This window comes from Saccharospirillum sp. (assembly GCF_039982735.1).
Taxonomy (GTDB): Bacteria; Pseudomonadota; Gammaproteobacteria; order Pseudomonadales; family Natronospirillaceae; genus Saccharospirillum.
This window is the reverse complement of the sequence record NZ_JBDWXV010000023.1, coordinates 211,051-228,575: the sequence shown is the minus strand read 5'-3', so window position 1 is coordinate 228,575 and position 17,525 is coordinate 211,051. Positions and strand designations below refer to the sequence as shown.

The 17,525-nt window shown below is 57.4% G+C and carries 20 protein-coding genes; 10 read left to right on the top strand and 10 right to left on the bottom strand.

Annotated elements, in window-relative coordinates; translation table 11 throughout:
* Nucleotides 1-340 precede the first annotated feature (340 nt).
* A complete protein-coding gene (locus ABJT94_RS19980; RefSeq protein WP_348474910.1) occupies nucleotides 341-1,279 on the top strand; it encodes a DUF3179 domain-containing protein in 939 nt (312 codons plus the stop codon).
* A 109-nt stretch (nucleotides 1,280-1,388) separates the two neighbouring features.
* On the top strand, nucleotides 1,389-1,784 hold the full coding sequence (locus ABJT94_RS19975) for an MAPEG family protein (protein ID WP_348474911.1): 396 nt from the start codon (nucleotides 1,389-1,391) through the stop codon (nucleotides 1,782-1,784).
* A gap of 16 nt (nucleotides 1,785-1,800) precedes the next feature.
* Here the strand turns inward: ABJT94_RS19975 and ABJT94_RS19970 are convergent, their stop codons facing one another.
* Complete coding sequence (locus tag ABJT94_RS19970) at nucleotides 1,801-2,301, bottom strand: N-acetyltransferase family protein (RefSeq protein WP_348474912.1); 501 nt, start codon at nucleotides 2,299-2,301, stop codon at nucleotides 1,801-1,803.
* A gap of 103 nt (nucleotides 2,302-2,404) precedes the next feature.
* Between ABJT94_RS19970 and ABJT94_RS19965 the strand changes: the two genes are divergently transcribed.
* The gene (locus tag ABJT94_RS19965) at nucleotides 2,405-2,983 is read left to right on the top strand and encodes a PhnA domain-containing protein (RefSeq protein ID WP_348474913.1); all 579 of its coding nucleotides are present in this window, start codon (nucleotides 2,405-2,407) and stop codon (nucleotides 2,981-2,983) included.
* 74 nt (nucleotides 2,984-3,057) lie between these two features.
* Here ABJT94_RS19965 and ABJT94_RS19960 read toward each other — a convergent pair whose 3' ends face one another.
* Nucleotides 3,058-4,587 (bottom strand): Ppx/GppA phosphatase family protein, encoded by a 1,530-nt coding sequence (locus ABJT94_RS19960; protein ID WP_348474914.1) that lies wholly within the window; start codon nucleotides 4,585-4,587, stop codon nucleotides 3,058-3,060.
* Between the two features lie 65 nt (nucleotides 4,588-4,652).
* Between ABJT94_RS19960 and ABJT94_RS19955 the strand changes: the two genes are divergently transcribed.
* The 5 genes from ABJT94_RS19955 to ABJT94_RS19935 all read left to right on the top strand — a co-directional run bounded on the left by ABJT94_RS19955 (nucleotide 4,653) and on the right by ABJT94_RS19935 (nucleotide 8,672).
* Entirely contained in the window at nucleotides 4,653-5,204 is a 552-nt protein-coding gene (locus ABJT94_RS19955; RefSeq protein WP_348474915.1) for a gamma carbonic anhydrase family protein, read from the top strand.
* Between the two features lie 423 nt (nucleotides 5,205-5,627).
* Nucleotides 5,628-5,888: a hypothetical protein gene (locus ABJT94_RS19950; RefSeq protein WP_348474916.1), complete on the top strand. Its 261-nt coding sequence runs from the start codon at nucleotides 5,628-5,630 to the stop codon at nucleotides 5,886-5,888.
* Nucleotides 5,889-6,056: 168 nt separating this feature from the next.
* Nucleotides 6,057-6,602: a YaeQ family protein gene (locus ABJT94_RS19945; RefSeq protein WP_348474917.1), complete on the top strand. Its 546-nt coding sequence runs from the start codon at nucleotides 6,057-6,059 to the stop codon at nucleotides 6,600-6,602.
* Between the two features lie 393 nt (nucleotides 6,603-6,995).
* Entirely contained in the window at nucleotides 6,996-8,387 is a 1,392-nt protein-coding gene (dbpA, locus tag ABJT94_RS19940; protein ID WP_348474918.1) for an ATP-dependent RNA helicase DbpA, read from the top strand.
* 57 nt (nucleotides 8,388-8,444) lie between these two features.
* Nucleotides 8,445-8,672, top strand: a complete 228-nt coding sequence (locus ABJT94_RS19935; protein WP_348474919.1) for a DUF2798 domain-containing protein — start codon at nucleotides 8,445-8,447, stop codon at nucleotides 8,670-8,672.
* Between the two features lie 28 nt (nucleotides 8,673-8,700).
* Here ABJT94_RS19935 and ABJT94_RS19930 read toward each other — a convergent pair whose 3' ends face one another.
* The 5 genes from ABJT94_RS19930 to ABJT94_RS19910 all read right to left on the bottom strand — a co-directional run bounded on the left by ABJT94_RS19930 (nucleotide 8,701) and on the right by ABJT94_RS19910 (nucleotide 13,537).
* Nucleotides 8,701-9,978: a hypothetical protein gene (locus tag ABJT94_RS19930; protein ID WP_348474920.1), complete on the bottom strand. Its 1,278-nt coding sequence runs from the start codon at nucleotides 9,976-9,978 to the stop codon at nucleotides 8,701-8,703.
* Between the two features lie 260 nt (nucleotides 9,979-10,238).
* Nucleotides 10,239-10,790, bottom strand: coding sequence for a DUF3299 domain-containing protein (locus ABJT94_RS19925; protein ID WP_348474921.1), 552 nt, complete (start codon nucleotides 10,788-10,790; stop codon nucleotides 10,239-10,241).
* A 22-nt stretch (nucleotides 10,791-10,812) separates the two neighbouring features.
* The gene (locus ABJT94_RS19920) at nucleotides 10,813-12,072 is read right to left on the bottom strand and encodes an ABC transporter permease (protein ID WP_348474922.1); all 1,260 of its coding nucleotides are present in this window, start codon (nucleotides 12,070-12,072) and stop codon (nucleotides 10,813-10,815) included.
* Nucleotides 12,069-12,776: an ABC transporter ATP-binding protein gene (locus tag ABJT94_RS19915; RefSeq protein WP_348474923.1), complete on the bottom strand. Its 708-nt coding sequence runs from the start codon at nucleotides 12,774-12,776 to the stop codon at nucleotides 12,069-12,071. Before ABJT94_RS19915 ends, ABJT94_RS19920 begins: the two co-directional genes overlap by 4 nt.
* Nucleotides 12,777-12,850: 74 nt before the next feature.
* A complete protein-coding gene (locus ABJT94_RS19910) occupies nucleotides 12,851-13,537 on the bottom strand; it encodes a DUF2796 domain-containing protein (RefSeq protein WP_348474924.1) in 687 nt (228 codons plus the stop codon).
* 151 nt (nucleotides 13,538-13,688) lie between these two features.
* Between ABJT94_RS19910 and ABJT94_RS19905 the strand changes: the two genes are divergently transcribed.
* A complete protein-coding gene (locus ABJT94_RS19905; protein ID WP_348474925.1) occupies nucleotides 13,689-14,570 on the top strand; it encodes an AEC family transporter in 882 nt (293 codons plus the stop codon).
* 204 nt (nucleotides 14,571-14,774) lie between these two features.
* Here the strand turns inward: ABJT94_RS19905 and ABJT94_RS19900 are convergent, their stop codons facing one another.
* Nucleotides 14,775-15,773 (bottom strand): Gfo/Idh/MocA family oxidoreductase, encoded by a 999-nt coding sequence (locus ABJT94_RS19900; RefSeq protein WP_348474926.1) that lies wholly within the window; start codon nucleotides 15,771-15,773, stop codon nucleotides 14,775-14,777.
* Nucleotides 15,774-15,984: 211 nt separating this feature from the next.
* Here ABJT94_RS19900 and ABJT94_RS19895 point away from each other — a divergent pair, with 211 nt between their 5' ends.
* Complete coding sequence (locus ABJT94_RS19895) at nucleotides 15,985-16,293, top strand: hypothetical protein (protein ID WP_348474927.1); 309 nt, start codon at nucleotides 15,985-15,987, stop codon at nucleotides 16,291-16,293.
* On the opposite strand, the gene tatC is transcribed toward ABJT94_RS19895, so the two are convergent.
* Together tatC and tatB are read right to left on the bottom strand one after the other, a co-directional pair.
* Nucleotides 16,294-17,052, bottom strand: coding sequence for a twin-arginine translocase subunit TatC (tatC, locus tag ABJT94_RS19890; protein ID WP_348474928.1), 759 nt, complete (start codon nucleotides 17,050-17,052; stop codon nucleotides 16,294-16,296).
* Complete coding sequence (gene tatB / locus ABJT94_RS19885; RefSeq protein WP_348474929.1) at nucleotides 17,033-17,521, bottom strand: Sec-independent protein translocase protein TatB; 489 nt, start codon at nucleotides 17,519-17,521, stop codon at nucleotides 17,033-17,035. The genes tatC and tatB overlap by 20 nt, the downstream gene beginning before the upstream one ends.
* Nucleotides 17,522-17,525 lie beyond the last annotated feature (4 nt).

The following is a 17,525-nucleotide window of genomic DNA, read 5'->3' as shown; positions in this document are numbered from 1 at the left end:
GCGTGATTAGACAATATTTTGACAAGAAAGATCGAGATACAGGAGTTGGTTTTCGAAACTTTTCGTGAGTTATCGCCGCATTTACTGGTATTTATTCAGGCAGCGTTCAATTGTAGAAGGATTCAAACGCTCATGCCCTTACGAGTCTACCTGTATATATTTTTTGCAATCGGTGAGGGGCGTTTTTTTGACACCCTTGGTAAGGGGGTCAATAGCTGAAACTTCATTTGAGCGGATGCGTTCCTGGCCGCTTTGTTGGCCTGAGTAAGGATACGAATGTCGTAAGTTTTAGCCAGCCGAACCGACTATTACTCCAAACGCCCAACCCTGAGAGCCGGCTATGACCGTTAAAGCCTTAAGCAGTCTGCTTGTCTTCCTAATGTTTCTCACCCTGGTGCCAGCCCGGGCTGAAACCCTGAATGGGTTTGATGTCTCCGAGGCGTCGATTCCCGTAGCCAAAATTCGTCAGGGCGGCCCGCCGCGTGATGGAATACCCGCGATCGACAATCCAACGTTCGATGAGGCCGATGACGCCACCTGGCTGGAACCCACCAGCCGAGTGCTGGGATTTTCGCTTAACGGCGAGGCTAGGGCTTACCCAGTGGCCATTCTGAACTGGCACGAAATCGTCAACGATGTGGTGGCCGGGCAGCCGGTGGTGGTAACGTTTTGCCCGCTGTGCAACACCGGCATGGTGTTCGATGCCGAGATTAATGGGCAGACACGTTCCTTTGGGGTTTCCGGCTTGCTCTACGAGAGTGATGTGTTGCTGTACGACCGCGAAACCGAAAGCCTCTGGTCGCAAATACTCTCGACCGCCGTCTCCGGGCAAGAGATGGGGCAACAGCTAACGGCAATGCCGGTTAAACACACTACCTGGCAAGCCTGGCGGGAAGAACATCCCGGCACTCAAGTGCTCAGCCGGGATACCGGCTTCCGCCGCGACTATTTGCGCGACCCCTATGCAGGCTATGAGCAATCACCCACGACGCTGTTCCCAGTCTCCAACCAGGCGCCCGGGCCCTGGCATGCAAAAGAGTGGGTGATGGGTGTCAGTTTTAATGGCGAGCACAAGGCTTACCCTTACGAGGAATTGGCAAAAGCCGGGAACGACCATTTTGACGACGAAGTAGGGGGCCAGCCCTTTACCGTCATCTGGAACGCTACCCATCGCAGTGCCAGTATTGAGTGGGAAGGCAAGCCTTTACCCAGCCTGGTGGCGTTCTGGTTTGCCTGGTATACCTTTTACCCCGGTACGGAGGTGTTTAGCGTGCCCTGATGAGCCTGGCGGAATCGTGTACGGTGTTCATGAACTTGTTTGATGCCGCGACTCATCTTAAACACCGGACAAACCGTAACCCTGTCATCACTTCGTTCGGGAGTACGTTATGTCGTTGCCACTCTGGTGCCTGTTCATCGCAGCCTTGCTGGTCATTCTTTCAAAAGCACCGGCCATGCGAGCGATGGCTCGAATGCAGGGCGGCTACGATAATCAGCACCCACGGGCGCAGCAGGCATCATTGACCGGTGCCGGTGCCCGGGGGTTGGCGGCGCACCAGAACACCATTGAGGCGTTTCCGATGTTTGCGGCCGGGGTGATTGTGGCGGAGGTGTTTGCAGCCGGCTCAACGGTCGCCGGAGTGCTTGCGGTGCTGTTTATTGCCTCGCGCATCGCCTACATCGGCCTCTATGTAGCCAACATTGCCACGGTGCGCAGTCTGGTTTGGGCTGCCGGTTACCTTGCCAGCCTTGGTTTGATGCTAGCGCCACTCTATGGAAGCTAACCGCTCCGCAACTCATTTACAGCAATAACTGCCAGTAACCTACATCAATCCAGCGGTCGAATTTGAGACCGACCGCTTCGAAGTGCGCCACTTTCTTAAAACCAAATTTCTCATGCAGGGCAATGCTGGCCTCGTTGGGCAGCGCAATACCGCCCATGGCGCTGTGGATGCCTCGCTCTCTGAGCGCAGGCAGCAGGTCACTATAAAGCTGGGACCCGACCCCTTTACCCTGATACGCCAGGCTGACGTAAGCCGTTACTTCCACCGAAAACCGATACGCATGACGCGGCCGCCAGGCGGTTGCATAGGCGTAACCGGCCAGCTCACCCTGGTGCTCGGCCACTCGCCAGAATAACCCTGATTCGTCTACCGCCTGCATCCGTTGCAGAATGTCGTGGGCGGTAACCTCGGCTTCTTCAAAGGTGATGATGGTGTCTCGAATATAAGGGTTGTAGAGCTGCGCGATAGCAAGGGCATCGTCGGGTTGGGCGGACCGTATCAGGATGTCGTTTGGCATAGGGCATTCGCTGTTGGATCATTAAGCCCATTTAATCAGGGATTCTGCATTGCGCCAACGATGCGCTAAACTGCGCGCTCATTTTCTGCGGGCCTCTACGTCGATGTCGATTTTAACTCAGCTGGAAACACGCAGTGGCGTCCAGTGCGAGCTGTGCAAAGCCAGCGATTCGCTCTCGGTTTACGCCGTGCCACCCAACACACTGGAAAGCCTGGATACCACCCTGTTGGTGTGTGCCACTTGTCGGAACCAGATTGAACACCCGGACCAATTGGACGCCAACCACTGGCGCTGCCTGAACGACAGCATGTGGAGCCAGGAGCCGCCGGTTCAGGTGATGGCGTGGCGACTGTTGCACCGGCTGATCGCCGAGGGCTGGCCTAAAGATTTACTCGATATGCTGTATCTGGACGATGAAACCCTGGCCTGGGCGCAAGCCACCGGAGACCACCTCAGTGATGACGACAAAGTCATTCACCGGGACAGCAATGGCGTGGTGCTGAGTGCTGGCGATACGGTAACCCTAATCAAAGACCTCACCGTAAAAGGCGCAAACTTCACTGCCAAGCGCGGCACGGCCGTTCGGGGAATCTCACTGGTGGCAGACAACGCCGAGCACATCGAAGGCCGGGTCAACGGCCAGCAAATCGTCATTTTGACGCAGTTTGTTAAGAAGTCCTGAACTTAAGTTCATGCTGTGGCCGGTGATCACTATGACCACCGGACACTCACAGCTCACAGCTCACAGCTAACTTCCTATTCTGTCAACGACTGCTGCAACAACAACCCAAACCCCAACTTACTCAAATACTGAGCTTCCTGTTCCAGGTCCGCCTGGGTGAGGCCGTGGTTGTCCCACCAGTCGCTGCGTGCCGAAAGCAGTATCTGTTCACCGTCGATGCGCAACGTTACCCCCTCGGAAGTACTGCCGGTTCGAGCGCGATGCAGTACGGTTGCCAGTCGGAATATCACCAGCAGCATGGGTATCAGTGTCTGATCGTCTTCACCCAGTTCGGTGAGTTTGTTGAGGTCGGGTTTTTTGCGGTGGTGACGCACCAGAAAGGTGAGTCGCTGTTGCTCCTCGTGGCTGAACCCGGCCAAATCACAATTGGCGACGATGTAACCACTGTGCTTGTGAAACTGGTTGTGCGAGATGTCGAGCCCGACTTCTGAGACTTGCGCCGCCCAGCGCAAGTAATTCGACCAGGGCTCGGCCTGGGTTAGCCCCAGAGCCGCAAGGTTGTCGTTGAAAAAACGCAGCGCCGTATCAGCCACCCGCTTGGCTTGTTGGTCATCGGTGTGAAAGCGTTGTGCCAGGTGTTGCACGCCCCGGCTGCGCACGTCTTCATGGTCGTAGCGGCCAATCAGGTCATAAAGCAGGCCTTCGCGTAACGCCCAGGGCGAGGCCTCCATGGTTTCCAGCCCCAGCCCTTCGAACACGGCGCGCAACACAATCAACCCGCCCAGAAACACCGGTTTGCGATCAGACGTGAGACCATTGGGGTTAAAGTCGTCAACGTTTTTGCTCTGGCCAGCCTGATCACACAGGTCGTTCAAGAGCGTTCGGGTAATGACCGGGTTTCCGGTCATGGCTTCGGCCACTTTAGAGATGGACTTGATACTGCCCGAACAGCCAATGGCCCGTTGCCAGCCGATGCGCTGAAAACCATCGTGCACCGGTTCAATTTTCTGCAGGCAGAAGGTGATGGCTTTTTTAACCGACTTCTTGCTGAGCTGCCCGTCGTCAAAAAAGTCCCGCATGATGGCCACGCAACCCATGCCCAGGCTGTCGAGCAGCAGCGGCTGAAATTGTTCGCCAACAATCACTTCGGTACTGCCACCGCCAATGTCGACGACTAACCGACGGTCCAGCTCATCATCGAGCCCCTGGGCGACGCCCTGGTAAATCAAACGGGCTTCTTCAGCCCCGGACACTACATCAATAGAGTGGCCGAGCGCAGTTTCAGCCTTGGCCAGAAAAGGCCCGGCATTTGCCGCCTTACGCAGCGTTCGAGTGCCTACTGCGCGAACAGCATGAGGGGGCAGGTGACTGATGCGCTGACCGAAACGGGCCAGGCATTCCAGCGCGCGGCGTTGCGACAGGTCATCCAGTTTGCCATCGGCACTCAAGCCAAAGCCCAGCCGCACCGGCTCCTTGATGCGGTCGAGTACCTTCAGTTCTCCCTTTTCAAGGCGCGCAACAATCATGTGGAAGGAATTGGAGCCCAAATCGATGGCCGCCATTTCTTCCACCCGGTTCCGCCAGAAATCTGAGAGCTTGAGCATATCGATGCAACCTGAGTGAATTCTTGCCACAATGCTGACCAAAGAAACCCTCGGGAGCAAGCATTATGGCCATTCACAGTTTTCGCGGGCACACCCCGCACTTTGGACAACGCGTGTTTATCGACGTTCGGGCCATGGTTCTGGGTGATGTTGAACTCGGCGATGATGTCTCGGTTTGGCCTGGCGCCGTGGTGCGCGGCGACATGCACCGCATTCGTATTGGTGCGCGCACCTCGGTTCAGGATGGTGCGGTCCTGCACATTACCCACGCCAGCGATTTCAACCCGGATGGTTGGCCGCTGACCATTGGCAACGATGTCACCATTGGCCACCAAGCGTGCTTGCATGGCTGCACCATCGGCAATGAGGTATTAATTGGCATCGGCGCGACGGTGCTGGATGGTGCCGTGGTTGAAGACCAGGTGGTGATCGGTGCCGGTACGCTGGTACCGCCCGGCAAAACGCTGGCCTCAGGCTATGTGTATATGGGATCACCGGCGCGCCAGGTACGGCCATTAACCGACAAAGAGCAACGCTTCTTTAAATACAGCGCGGCCAATTACACCAAACTGAAAGACGATTACCTGGCTGATGGTCTGGGTGACGACAGCGCCTGATTGTTCGATGTTAAGTCATAAGACTTGTGAATTCTTTAGACCTTGAAAGTTTAGGGTTGAGCGAGGGTCACCGTTCGAGTAATCTTGCACCTAATGAAACGCAACGTTTCATTAGCAAACCCTTAATTCGAATCTGCCCACGCGGCAACAACCTACGGAGGCACGCCATGAAGACCATTCTAACTATGCGCCAACTGTGCACCTCCCGTACTGTGACCCCTGCGGTCACCGGTAATGTGCTGTTGCACCCGCGATTCGACTAAGGACACAAGCCTTGCGAGCCGTGGATGAAACCTGCGGCTCGTTGTATAACAAGGATTGTGTTTTTAATAACCCCTCCTAACACCAACACCCCGCACTTTCTGCCACAGCTCCCAGTGCTTGCATCTCAACAATGCGATCAAGAAAAACTGGAGAGTGACCATGATCACCAAACTGATGAACCGTATTAACCAGCGCCGTGAGTTGAACCGCTGGTTGCAGGAAAAACGCGCCGAGCGCTATATCGCCGAGCACCTGAATAGTCACTTGCAGAAAGACATCGGCCTGGGACAGCAGTCGTCCGAAGCACCGCTGACCTGGAGGGAGCCCAAGCAGGCTATCCGTCAGGAAAAGCAACAGCAAAGGCCGGAGCAACAGGCGCGAAGTCCAGGGGGGCAGAAAGCCGGGCCTCCTAGCGCCTAAGGTGGGGAGCGCTGATCAAGTCAGGCAGGCGGCCTGACACAGCGCTCTCCGGCAGTATCCCGGCAGCCATTGCGGCTGCCGGGCTTTGCATCCCTGGGATGCACCACTTTGTTCACCAACGCCGCTGCAGTACACTCCCACGCCTCACCCAATACGAGCACCACCACCATGGCACTCAAAGCCACCGTGCTGAAAGCGCGGCTAAACATTTCCGATATGGACCGGGGCTATTATCAGGAACATGCCTTCAGCCTGGCACAACACCCGTCCGAAACCCCGAACCGCATTATGGTGCGGCTGCTGGCGTTCATGCTCAACGCCTCCGAGACCCTGACGTTCTCAAAAGGCCTGAGTGATGAAGGCGAACCGGAACTGGCAGAGCGCGATTTAACCGGCGACATCACCCTCTGGGTGGCCTTTGGTCAGCCGGATGAGAAATGGCTGCGCAAAGCCAGCGCCCAGGCCAAAGCGGTAAAACTCTACACCTACGGCGGCCGCACCGTGCCCCTCTGGCTCGCCCAGAACAAAGCGGCCCTGGCGCGACTGCCTGAACTTGAAATCTGGGAATTCTCAGAAGAAGACCTGGATGCCCTGACCGGCTGGTTCGAGCGCTCGATGACGTTTCAGTGCAGCATTACCGAAGGCGTGCTCTACCTGAACAATGACGATGAGGCCCTGACAATTACACCGATTCGAATAAAAGACCGGAGTTGAGGGTAGCTTCGAGCTTACAGAGGATTGCAACACATGATTTGGTTGACACCAGCTCAAGTGACAGCTGCCGGGTAGGCCTTTCCGGGGTAGTCCGCAACAGGGACTAAAACGCCGGGAGCGTTTTAGCATGAGCGCAGCGAGCCCGAAGGGTGAATCCCATGGAGGGGATTCATATCATGCGGTCTAGGCCCCATGGATGGGTTGAGTGGGCGGCATCCCGCACGACCCCGGAAAGGCCTACCCGGTGGCTGGCACGAACTCCTGGCAACATGGCAACTCCTACCGAAATAACCTCCGGCTATCCAATACCACTTGGGCTCACTGATCACAAAGCGTACAATGCGCGCCCATTTGCCCCGGGCTACCCGAGGTAGCCGACCAAGAGACCCGATTGTGAGCCAAACTGACTTTTCATCCCTGCCGTTAAACCCCGATCTGCTGAGCACTCTGGCATCGCTCGAATACCATCAAATGACGCCGATCCAAGCCAGCAGCCTGCCCGATATTCTGGCCGGGAAGGATGTGATTGGACAGGGTAAAACCGGGTCTGGCAAGACGGCCGCTTTTGGTTTGGGCGTGTTGAACAAGCTGGATGTTAAACGTTTTCGCATTCAGACCCTGGTGCTGTGCCCGACCCGGGAACTGGCCGATCAGGTGGCGAAGGAATTGCGCACTCTGGCGCGGGGCATTCATAACATCAAGATACTCACGCTCTGCGGCGGCATGCCGTTTGGCCCGCAAATTGGGTCGCTTGAACACGGGGCGCACATCATTGTGGGCACACCCGGTCGTATTGAAGAGCATGTCCGCAAGGGCACCCTGGAACTAGAAAACGTGAACACTCTGGTGCTCGACGAAGCCGATCGGATGCTCGATATGGGGTTCCAGCCGGTGCTGGAGTCGATTCTGGAATCGGTTCCGACACAGCGGCAAACGCTGTTGTTCAGCGCGACCTTTCCCGATCAGATCAAGCAGCTGGCTGACCACATTATGGTCAAACCGGTGATGGTGAAAGTCGAAGCCCGGCACGACAGCACCAGCATTACCCAGAGTCTGTTTCGTGTTGGTAATGATGACGACCGGCTCGACGCTCTGCTGCGTCTGCTGGCGCATCACCAGCCGACCAGTGCGGTGGTGTTCTGTAATACCCGGGCGGAAACCCTGGACGTTGCCGATGCCCTGAGTGCCGCTGGCCACAGCGCCATCGCCCTGAACGGGGATTTGGATCAGCGCCAGCGCGATGAATCACTGGTGACTTTTGCCAACAAAAGTGTCTCGGTATTGGTAGCAACCGATGTTGCTGCACGCGGGCTCGATATCGATGCGCTCGATGCGGTGATCAATTTTCGCATGGCGCTGGACCCGGAAGTGCACGTGCACCGGATTGGCCGTACCGGTCGTGCGGGCAGCCAGGGCATTGCCTGCACCCTGTTCAGTGACCGGGAAGGCCACCGGCTGGCTGCACTCGAAGGGTACCTGAATACCACGCTCGAACCGGAAGCGCTGCCACCTGCCGTGCACGCGCATTTTCGGCCGCAGCCGGCACCGATGGTTACGCTGCAGATCGACGGTGGCAAAAAACAGAAAGTCCGCCCCGGTGACGTGCTGGGTGCGCTGACCGGCGAGCAGGGCATTGATGGCACCGAGGTTGGGAAGATTTCCGTTTACGACCAAAGCACCTACGTCGCCGTGGCGCGGGCCGCCAAAAAACGCGCGCTGGACAAGCTGGGCCGGGGGCGAATCAAAGGCCGGTCGTTTCGGGTACGGGTAATTAAAGCGGGTTAACCTTCACCTCCAACCCGGCTATAATATTAGGCACAACTAATACAAAGGTGGCAGGCCATGTTCTCAAAACGTTATCAGCCCATCGTGCAGGCATTTTTGATGTCGGTGCTTATGGTCACCATTATGACGGCGTTGATTACGGCATTGAACACCGGCATCGGCGATGGCTTTCTGGGCCGCTGGGCAGAGGCTTATGTGGTCGCCTGGCCCATCGCTTTTTGCGTCATTCTGATTGCCGGAAAGCGCGTTATGCGATTGTCAGTCGCGCTGTGTCAGCGCGACTGAGTCCGAACGGATTACCGCAGGAAACCCGTCAGGGGTTGATTACCCGAACCCGGCGAATGGTGTCCCGCGCTACCGGCATCACCATGGTGCCGCCAAAGACCGATTGCTTGAACTGCACTTCATCGTTGCTCAGGCTTTCAATTTCACCGCGAAACTCACGGCCATCGGCCAGGTTAATGACCATATCCGTATTCAGCCAGTCGGCCAGATCGGAGACCGGCACTTCAATGACCCGGGGGGATTGTTCAGTCTGTGCTGGCTCAGGGGCGGGCCGTTCAGGTTCAGCCTGAGGCGCTTCCGGTTGTGATTGGGCCGTGTCTGGCTCGGGCACGCGTTGCGGCAAGGCCAACGTTAACTGCAGCGGGCTAGGTTGACCGTCGTTGACGACAATTTGCGGTGCAATCAGATCCAGAATCGCCTGAGGGTCGGAGACCATCATCATTTGCATGGCGTTCAGCCGTGCAAAACTTTCTACTCGCAGGCTCTCGGGTTGTTCAATGTAGGTCGCGTACGCCTCGACCACGTTATCAGCCAATACCACACCCTGTTCCTGCCACAACTGTTCCCAGGCATTGACGTGCCGGGTCTTGTAGGTGTCGATGTCGAGGCCTGTCTCGCGAGCACAAAACGACATGACTTCGGGCACATAGCCCAAATCGTCTACCCGTATTTGCACCTGGTTCAGGGACGCCCCCATCAGCGCGGCGGGCCCCTGAGCATCAGCCAGCGCGACCTCGAGGCGGGTGCTCATCCGGTACATGGATTCTGTGGTGAATTCGCCTTCGACCTGCAGGTTATCGCGTTCGGGAGTGAGCCGGTACTCCAGAGTCATGTCGGAGCGGGTCTGGCGATAGCCCATGGTGTCGAGGTCGGTGAAATTGAAATAGGTGCGTTCATCGCCGCAGCCGGCGGCCAGCATATGTTGCTGGGCATTGTTATCGACCAGCGGCCGCATTGTATCCAGATCCAGTTCGATGCCGCTGAGTTTGAGCGCCAGCCGTTGGGGTATTTCATCGTTGCTAAGGGTCTGGCCCAGTTGCACCAGTTCGAGCAAATTCGCCGTTTCCAGCGAGGCGCGTTCGATGCGCACATCGCCGCCCTGACCGTGTGCCGAAAACGCCAGATTGTGAACCCGAATTTCACCCGTCGGTAACACCCAGATCTGGCCATAGGTAAGGCGGCCAACACCCTCGGCCATTAGGGCCGCCTCATCAAGCTGGCTTTGAACGGTGCGGGTAACGTGCCAGTGCGCAGCGCCATAGCCGCCAACCACGATGATCAGCAGCAGAAGTAGAATCCTTTTCATGAAATTCCTTATTGAGTTGAAAGATCAATGTCCTTTTACGGGTTCTTGTGCCGAATACTCCAGGCACAAGCTCGCCCTGCTGCTGGCAGCATAAAGCGGTCGCGTTCAGTATTCAAAGGGTAGATGCGCGGCACTTCTTGACAAGGGCTACGGCCATTGCGCTGCGAAGTGCGTAGGATTGGGCCGGCACTCCGGTGCCGCTCACTTGGGCAAAACGTTTTAGCTCGCGCAGAGCCCTGGGGGAGTGACTCAGAGGCTCCCTAGAGATACGGATCGATACGACCGGCATAGAGGGTATAACCGGAACTGCCCAGCTCTGACTGCTGGGCTTCGATCATCAGGGTACCGCTGACGTAGACCGGTTCATCCATAGGCCCCATCTCGTAACCGCCCTGGGTTTGCACGAAGACGATCTGGTTCGAAGGCGGCGGCGGGGTATGAATGCAGGCGCCGTAATAAGGCACCAGCAAAAAGCTGTAGACGGAGTCACCGTCCATTTCCAGCGGTACCACAAACCCGGCCAGCTTGATGTGGGCACCACCCAGCGCGTCAACCACTGGGGCATTGGCAAGCGCCTGAGTCATGTCGGAATAGAGCCGCTGCGCCTCGGGGTCATCGTCGCTGAGACTGCTCAGGTCGTATTGGCTGAAATCGATCTGCTCGCGCAGGGTTTTGTAGCTGAAATTAGCGGGCATCAGGTCGTCCCACTGGATTTCAGTGGCCTCACGCGCCTGAACCGTCACCGCGACACTGGCCAGTAGCAGCGTGCTGAAAGCCAGCCAAAGCGTGTTTTTCCATACCGTACTGGTCATCGTTACATCCAAAACGCGTGAGTTAGGTGGTGGCCGTCAGACCATCCGACAGCGATTGCCGGTAGGCCTTCCAGCCCGGCAACAGACCAACCAGAAACGCCAGACCAACAAAGCCTGCCAATACCACCAACAGGGTTGGCGAGGGCAGCGCCAGGGTCAATTGTATGCCGTAGGTGCCCTGAACCCAAATACTGGCGAGCGCGATAACGCCCCAGTGCAGCAACAGACCGGCCAGCAACCCGGCAACGCCATAAAGGCCGGATTCGAGCATCAACAGACCCAGTATATGACCGGGCCGGGCGCCCAGTGCCCGCAGTATGGCCATTTCCCGGCGGCGCTCGTTCAGTCCGGCCAGAATAACCGTCACCATACCCAGCAAGCCGGTCACTACCACCATGAACGACACCGCAATCAGTGCATTCTCGGCAATGCCGATCAGCTGCCACAGCTCCTGCAAGGTCGCGCCGGGGATGATCGCCGACAGTGGCTCTGCGCGGTACTGGTTGATCAGCCGCTGAAACGAAAACGTCTGCACCCGCGATTTCATGCCCACCAGTACAGCGGTGACGCTGTCGGGAGTCAGATCCATCTCACGGGCTTCGTCGGCGGAAATCTCAAAGCCCGGCAATTTAATACCTTGTTGCCAGTCGACGTGCATGGCGGTTATGCCTTCCAGCGGCACATGCACACTGCGATCTACCGGTGTGCCCGTCGCGTTCAGGATGCCGACGACGGTGAAGGGTTTGTCGTCGTGGTTTTCGAAACTGGTGGTGCCCAGGCCATGCGCGACCACCAGTTCGTCACCGAGCTGGTACTCCAGAACCTCGGCCACTTCGGCGCCTAGCACAACGTCATACACATCGTTGAATGGCTGGCCACTTTGAAAGCTCAGCGCCTGGCTGCGCCCATACTGATAGTGATCGAAATAGTCGGTGGTGGTGCCGATAACGCGATAACCCCGGTGCGAATCACCCAGCGACAGCGGCACTGTCCAGTCTACGGCCGAATTACGGCGCAGATCAGAGTAGCTTTCCCAGCTGATGTTGTTGGTGGCGTTACCGATGCGGAACACCGAATAGAGCAGCAGATTCAATGACCCGGTACGACCGCCGACAATCAGATCGGTGCCCGACAGGGTGTTGGAGAAGCTGGCGCGGGTGTCTTCACGCACCCGGTCGACGGTCAGCAGCAAAGACAGGCTGAGCGCCACCATGCCCAGCGTCAGCAGAGCGGTGGTACGACGGTTCCACAAGCTGGCCAGGGCCAGACGAATCCAGTTCATGCCATCGCCTCGCCCTGAGCATGAGCTTCCGGTGCCAGCTCCAACTCCTGATCGAACCAACGTGCCAGATGGCGGTCGTGACTGACAAACACCAGAGCACTGCCGAGCGCCTGGCACTGGCCGGTCAGCACGTCCATAAAGTTATCCACATTGTCCTGATCGAGCGCCGAGGTCGGTTCATCGGCAATCACCAGTTCGGGCAGGCCCATCAGCGCCCGGGCGGCAGCAACCCGCTGCTGCTGGCCGACGCTCAGGGCAGAAACGCGCTGATGCCAGAGAGTGTCGGGAATGTTCAACCGGGTCAGACGATCGGCCGCGGCATTGGTCAAACTGCTTGCTTCCGACAACGCCTTGTCGTGCCGACGACGCGACAGCCGGCAGGGCAGCATGACATTGTCGATCACCGACAAATAAGGCAATAAATTGAACTGCTGGAAGATGTAACCAGTGTGGTCTGCCCGGAAGCGGTCGCGCACCTTGCCAGGCTGCTGCGATAACGGTTGATCCAGCACCTGAATCAGCCCTTGTGTTGGCACCAGCACCCCAGCCAGCAGATTCAACAGCGTGCTTTTACCGCTGCCGCTCGGGCCCCGCACGAACAGACTCGACCCGGCAGGCAACTGCAGCCGGTCGATACTCAGGGTGTCGTATTGCTGGCCAGGCCAGCGAAAAGCCAGGGACTCAATGCTCAGAGCGTCCGCCATGGGGGCCTCTATTTGTTGAACGGTAAGCGGATTGCCAGGGCACCCGCAGGCGCCCCGCGTTCACACCGCGCAGATCAGTTTAGGGTAAGACGGGGGTTGGCCGGCGTCAGTTGAGCGCCACCTTGCCAATCGTTACCGATGTACTGTACCTGCAAGTCGGTCAGATTGGGAAAATGCTCGAAAGCCGATACAGTGACCGTGCTTAATGCACCGAGATTTTCGCAGCGATAGGTCCATTCGACAAGCACGTCGGAGTGAGCGCTGTCCTCGTGTTCATGTTCATGTTCATCATGATGGTCGCCTCCATGGGCATGGTCATCGTGATGCTCGTCGGCATGGTCATCATGATGTTCCTCTTCGTGCTCATCGTGATGGTCATCTTCATGATCATCATGGTGCTCTTCAGCATGATCATCGTGAGCCTCAATAGCCGACCAGGTGTCGGCATCAACAACCTGTTCGGTCAAAGCACACTGAGCCGCTACCGGCAAATCGAGCACGGCATCGGCCCGCGCCAGAATCGCCAGCGCTGAAGCAACCTGGTCACGCTGGGCGTCAGTGGCAGGGGCCTGCTCAAAACCCACCAGGTTATAGGCGGGCGTATCGAGACTGACGGCCAGGGTCTGATTCTCAGCTGCCAACGTTAACTGTGCTGCACCATGGGCGTGGGCACCGAGCTGGCGTTCGGTTTCGGCCTGGGCACTGGTGGCCAGTGCGACCAGGCTCAGAGCAAACAAGGCAGGTGTCGATTTAAAGCTCATATCGTGTTCTTCCTTAACAGGGTTCGGGTTCGCAGTTATCAGCGCGCATTAGGAGATGTTACAACGTATCAATTGAAAATGCCAAGTTCGAATCTGTTCGAACCGGCATCGCGCCCGATATACTAGCGGACCAGCCTGACCCGGTGCGCCTGTGCTACTCGCTTACGTAAATGCCCTGATTCCCGTGTTGTTCTGCGCCGCCCTGGGCTATGGCCTCGCGCGCAAAACCAGCCTGCTCAACTCGCCTTCGCTGGCCACCCTGGTCACTCACATCGGCCTGCCAACGCTGATACTGAGCGCCCTGCTGAACATGGACGCCGAATTGCTGAGCCTCTCTGGCACGCTATGGGCCATTATTGGCGTTCTGGTGATCAGTGCGCTGCTGAGTGCCTCTCTATTGCACTTCAGTGGCCTGGCAATACGCGGCTATTTGCCCATGCTGGTCAACCCCAACACCGGAAACCTTGGTATACCGCTGGTGTTTGCCCTGCTGGGCCCGGATGCCCTGATTCATGCCGTTGTCATTTCGACTGTGGTGCAGATCAGCCATTTCACGCTGGGCGTGGGACTGCTGTCGGGCAGCTTCAGTCTGAAGTCGATACTGCTCAATGGCTCGATTCTGGCTCTGATTGTCGGGGTACTCTGGCGACTGGTCGACGCGCCAAGGCCAGAGGCTGTGCTGTCAACGTTGTCGCTGCTGTCAGGAATGACGTTACCGATCATGCTGTTGCTACTGGGCAAATCACTGGCGGGCATCGATGTGCGTCAACTCGACCGAATAGGCCGTATCATCGGACTGTCGTTCGCCCGGGTCGCCATTGGCCTAACCGCTGCCCTGCTGGTCTGTCTTGCCCTGCCGTTATCACCACTGGTTCAACAAACCCTGCTACTGCAAGCCAGTATGCCGGTCGCGGTGATCAGCTACTTGCTTGCCAGCCACTACAATGGCCCTAAAGACGATATTGCGGCTGTTATTCTGGTTAGTTTGCCGATTTCGCTAATGGCCGTGTTTGGCATACAGCTGCTGTCCTGAGTTGGACAGTTAGGTTTCGCGGGAGCTAAGAGTAAGCGTCGGATGCCGGTGGTGCCTCTGCAGGGGAGTCCGCAGCAGGGATGCTGCGGTCTAGGCTCCATGGATGGATTCACGCCGACCCTGCAGAGGCACCACCGGTAGCCGTCGCGGACTATGACCACTCAAATCATCCCGCGAAACCTGACTGTCCAGCTCAGGACGCTCTTACTCAAACGGATACCGCAGGCCCCACTGCTCCCGCATGCGATCCATCAGCGCCATAATCGCCACCGTTTCCTGAAGCGGAATCACCGGGCTTTCCAGCTCCCCGGCACGCAGGCAGCGCACCACCTCGGCCACCTGATAGACGAAGCCGTTTTCAAACTGCTCGAGCTGCACGGCGGCAATGTCGTCGACCTCATTGGTGCCGCCATGATGGTGAATGGCGAACGCACTGCCGGCCTGAAAATCCGGGTATTCGATGTAACCGGTACTGCCGTATAGTATGGCCTCCTGCTTCATTTTCAGGTTGAAGCTGGTGACTATGGAGGCTGTCATGCCGCTGGCGAAGCGGAACTGATAAGTAGCGCGTTCGTCGACGCCGGTGTCGCTGAACTGGCACAGTGACTGAACCTCTACCGGCAGCTCGCCCGCCAGATAACAAACGAAACTGATCGGGTAGATGCCCATATCGAGCGTTACGCCGCCGGCCAGGGCCGGGTCGATCAGGCGCGGGCGGTATTTGTCGGGCGCAAAACCGCCAAACGTCAGGTTCATGTGCTGAACTTCGCCGATCGCCTTATTCTGCAGTCGCTGCTTCAGTTCAATCATGGTGGGCAAAAACCGGGTCCAGATGGCTTCCATCAGGAACAGCCCCTTTGATTGCGCCAGTTCGGCCAGTTTGCGGGCCTGGTCGGCATTGACGGTAAAGGGCTTTTCGATCAGTACCGACTTGCCTTGGTTTAACGCCAACACAGCGTTGTGGTAATGAAAGTTATGGGTGGTGGCGATGTAGACCACATCGATGTCTGGTCGTTCGACCAGGCTCTGGTAGCTGTCGTCGGCCGCGATGCCAACCGCGCTGGCGAAGGTTTCGGCCTTGCCCGGGGTGTTGGAGGCCACCGAGACCAGCTCGCTGTCCGGGTCCTGCGCGACCGCATCGGCGAGTTTGTAGGCGATGTTGCCGGCGCCAAGGATGCCCCAGCGAATACGTGAAGGTGCCATCTGTTTTCTCCCTGTTGCTCTTGTAATTGTGTCCGTCTGGGCGTGAATTCAGTGTCTTCAGGGCGTAAACTGCGGGCAAATTATGACCTTTGGCCCTGAAACCGGCGTTGTTTTGTGAAAGGCTAACCGCATTTACTAGACAGTACAGCTTGAGGCCACACGGAGGTCCGTCATGGCTCGATCAATACATACATCATTCAGGATAGATTCTATGTCACCGTTTGTGCGCATTCTCGCCGCCATCATTGGGCTCGCCCTGCTGGTGTTCTTTTTCTGGATCGGGCTCTTTCTGGTGCTGGCGCTGGCCGCCGTGGGCATTGGCCTTGCGATCATCAACGCCGTTAAGATGAAGATAACCGGCCGGCCCCTATTCGCCTCACGCTTTAAGAAGGCCTATGAAGAAGCCCAGCGCCGCCAGGAGCAGGCCACCGGGCGCCGCCCGGGTAACAGGGGGCACAGGGTTATCGAGGGTGAAGTCGTCGATGAAGACGACCCCAGCAAATCTGACCGGCCGAACTGATCAGTCAAGCTCGGCCGCTTCTTCTATTTTGGCCTTCGGAATCAGCCGGGCGAAGGCCAGCCCCAGCTCAAACAACAGCCACATCGGCACCGCCAGTATCGTCTGTGAAATGACATCTGGCGGTGTGAGCAGCATGCCAATCACAAAACAGCCCGCGAAGATGTAGGGGCGCTTCGACGACAACGAATCGACCGAGACGATGCCCGCCCGCACTAAAAGAAAGGTGGCGATCGGTATTTCAAAAGCGATGCCAAAGGCGAAGAACAACTTAAGACAAAAGTCGAGCACGTTGCCGATATCCGGCATCAGGTTGATGTTTTCCGGTCCAACCGAGGTAAAGAACCCAAACACCAGCGGCAGCACCACGAAATACACAAAGCTGACCCCGGCATAGAACAGCAGCACACTGGAGATAAACAGCGGAATCGCCACCCGGCGTTCATGCTTGTACAGAGCGGGCGCTATGAAGCCCCATATCTGGTGCAGCAAATAGGGTACCGAGATAAACACGGCCAGCACGATGGTCAGTTTCAGTGGCACGAAAAACGGCGAGGTCACACCGGTGGCGATCAGCTGACCACTTTCGGGCAACAGCACCTCCAGCGGTTTGACCAGAATCATGTAGAGGTCGCCAGCCAGGAAATACAGACCGATAAAGACGACAAACACAACAGCGATGGAGCGCATCATGCGGTCGCGCAGTTCTTTCAGGTGCGCGACCAGCGGCATGGTGGAATCTTCAGGGTTTTCGGACTTCATCGTCGGGCCTGGTGTCTGAGTGGTTGGGGGCGTCTGAGGTGCTGGAGGCTTCCGGAGTCCCGGCATCCTGGACACGAGCTCTGGCGGCTGCGTCGTTGCTCACCTTGCGTCTCAGTGCCGCTTCGGCCTGAATATCACCTTCCAGTTCAGCCTGGGCGGTTTCATCGAGCGCAGACTTGGGGGCAATGGACGGCACTTCGGCATCTTCGCTTTCATGTCGCGCCTCGGCGGACCCGGTGTCATCGTTATTCTTGAAGGTCTGGCCCTTGGTTTCGGCCATGATCTTTTTGTTCAGTTCATCCAGCCGCACTTCCTGTTCAAGCTGGTTCTGCAGCCCGGTCATAAAGCGCCGCGCCTTGCCGACGGTCCGCCCCAGTGTGCGGGCCACTCCCGGCAAGCGCTCGGGCCCGATGACCACCATGCCAATGACGGCCAGCAGCATCAATTCGGTAAAACCGATGTCGAACATAATG